The sequence below is a fragment of the Streptomyces sp. rh34 genome (genome assembly GCF_002551245.1).
Classification (GTDB): domain Bacteria; phylum Actinomycetota; class Actinomycetes; order Streptomycetales; family Streptomycetaceae; genus Streptomyces.
This window is the reverse complement of sequence record NZ_NTGZ01000461.1, coordinates 1-2,762: the sequence shown is the minus strand read 5'-3', so window position 1 is coordinate 2,762 and position 2,762 is coordinate 1. Positions and strand designations below refer to the sequence as shown.

Sequence of the window (2,762 nt, the reverse complement as noted above, 5' to 3'; positions counted from 1 at the left end):
AGCCCGCTCAGAGATGTGTATAAGAGACAGAGCCGGCGCCTTGCGGGAGGCCCGGCGGCGGCCACGGCCGCGCGTGGCGGCGGCCTCGGCCTCGGCGGGGCTGCTGTAGAACTCCTCGTCGGCGGCCGGTTCCAGGTCCGCCAGGGAAACCGGGGCGGCGACCTCGGCGGCCAGCTCGGCCTCGGACTCGGACTCGGCGGGCTCGGCTGCGTGCTCGTCGTGACCGTGCCCGTGCTCGTGGTCCTGACCGTGCTCGTGGTCCTGGCCCGCGCCGCCGCGGCCGCGCTTCTTGGACTTCTTGCCGCCGCCACCGCCGCCGACGGACGTCGGCTGCTCCATGTGGACGATGACGCCGCGTCCGTTGCAGTGGACGCAGGTCTCGGAGAAGGACTCCAGCAGACCCTGACCCACCCGCTTGCGGGTCATCTGGACCAGGCCCAGCGAGGTGACCTCGGCAACCTGGTGCTTGGTGCGGTCGCGGCCCAGGCACTCCAGGAGCCGGCGCAGCACCAGGTCCCGGTTGGACTCCAGCACCATGTCGATGAAGTCGACGACGACGATCCCGCCGAGGTCGCGCAGCCGCAGCTGGCGCACGATCTCCTCGGCCGCCTCCAGGTTGTTCCTGGTGACGGTCTCCTCCAGGTTGCCGCCCTGGCCGGTGAACTTGCCGGTGTTGACGTCGACGACGATCATCGCCTCGGTCTTGTCGATCACCAGCGAACCGCCGCTGGGCAGGTAGACCTTGCGGTCCAGCGCCTTCATCAGCTGCTCGTCGATGCGGTACGTCGCGAAGACGTCGACCTCGGAGGTCCAGCGCGACAGCCGCTCCGTCAGGTCGGGCGCGACGTGCGAGACGTAACCGTGGATCGTCTCCCACGCCTCGTCACCGCTGACGATGACCTTGGAGAAGTCCTCGTTGAAGATGTCGCGGACGACCCGGACGGTCATGTCCGGCTCGCCGTAGAGCAGCGTCGGCGCGTTCGAGCCGCTGGTGCCCTTCGCCTTCCGCTGGATGTCCTCCCACTGACCCTGGAGCCGCTCGACGTCACGGCGCAGCTCGTCCTCGCTCGCGCCCTCGGCGGCGGTGCGCACGATGACGCCGGCGTCCTCGGGGACGATCTTCTTGAGGATGGTCTTGAGGCGGGAGCGCTCGGTGTCGGGCAGCTTGCGGCTGATCCCGGTCATCGAGCCCTCGGGCACGTAGACGAGGTAGCGGCCGGGCAGCGAGACCTGGCTCGTCAGACGCGCGCCCTTGTGGCCGATCGGGTCCTTGGTCACCTGGACGAGGACCGACTGGCCGGACTTGAGCGCGGTCTCGATGCGGCGCGGCCCGTGGCCCATGCCGAGCGCCTCGAAGTTAACCTCACCGGCGTAGAGGACGGCGTTGCGGCCCTTGCCGATGTCGACGAAGGCGGCCTCCATGGACGGCAGCACGTTCTGGACCTTGCCCAGGTAGACGTTGCCGACGTAGCTGGTGGCCTGCTCCTTGTTGACGTAGTGCTCGACGAGCACGTTGTCCTCGAGGACGCCGATCTGGGTGCGCTCGCCGCTCTGGCGGACGACCATCACGCGCTCGACGGCCTCGCGGCGGGCGAGGAACTCCGCCTCGGTGATGATCGGGACCCGGCGACGGCCCTGCTCGCGGCCCTCGCGGCGGCGCTGCTTCTTCGCCTCCATACGGGTCGAGCCCTTGATGGACTGGACCTCGTCGAAGCCGGTGCCCGGCTCGCGCTCCTCCTTCTTGCGGGGCTCGCGGACCTTGACGACCGTACGCTCCGGGTCGTCGGCGGTGCCGTGGTCGGCCTCGGCGACGGCGTCACCGCTGCGGCGACGGCGACGGCGGCGACGGCGGCTGCTGCTCGAACCGGAGGCCGATGAGTCGTCGTCCTCGTCGTTCTCGTCGGCGTCGTCCTGGGCCTGGCTCCGGCCCCGGACCTGCTCGTCCTCGGAGCGGGGCTCCTCGGCACGGGACGGCGCGGGCGCGTCGTCGGCATGCTGCTCGTCGTCCGTGTCGTTGGCCTCGCCACGGCGGCGGCGGCGGCCGCCACGACGGCGGCGGCGCGAGGGGCGGTCGCCGTACTCGTCGGTGTCCTCGCCCTCGTGCTCGTCCGCCTCGGCCTCGGGGGCCTCATCGGCGGGCTGCTCGGCGGGCGTCTCCACAGGAGCGGCGGGCTCGGCGGCCTGCTCGGTCCCGTCGGCCTCGCCACGACGGCGGCGACGGCGGCGCGAGCCGCCCTGCGGCGCGGCCTCGGCGGGCGGGGCGCTCTGCTCGACCTCGGCGGTCTGCTGCTCCTCGACCTCGTCGGCCTCGTCGGGCGCCGAGGGGGAACCGGCCGCGGCAGCGGCGGCGGCCGCGGTCTCGGGGGTCTGGAACATCGGCTCGGCGAAGACCGGGGCCTGGAAGACGGCGACGGCGGGGCGCGTCGCGCGCCGGCCCTTGCGCGTCGGCTCCTCGGGCTTGGTGGTGAACTCGGGGCGACCGGCGGCGGCGGTGGCCCGGCGGCGCTGGCGTCCGCGCGGGGCGGCCTCCTGGACCTCCTCCGCCTCGGCGGCGAGTTCCTCGGCGACGGCGGCGGGCAGGCTCTCGCCGGCCTCGACGGGCTCCGCGAGGATCTCGACGGGCTCGGCGGCCGGCTGCGGCGTACCGGCGGGCGCGGACGCCTTACGGGACGCGCGGCGGCGGGTACGCGGGGCCGGGGTCTCCTCCACGGCCTCCGCCTCGGCCGCCGGGGCCTCGGCGACGGGCGCCGGCTCGGTCACCG

General features: G+C 73.4%; 1 protein-coding gene. It reads right to left on the bottom strand.

The window, feature by feature from the left end; translation table 11 throughout:
• The coding region (locus CR470_RS37195) for an Rne/Rng family ribonuclease (protein ID WP_373561476.1) at positions 1-2,762 on the bottom strand (2,762 nt) is incomplete at both ends.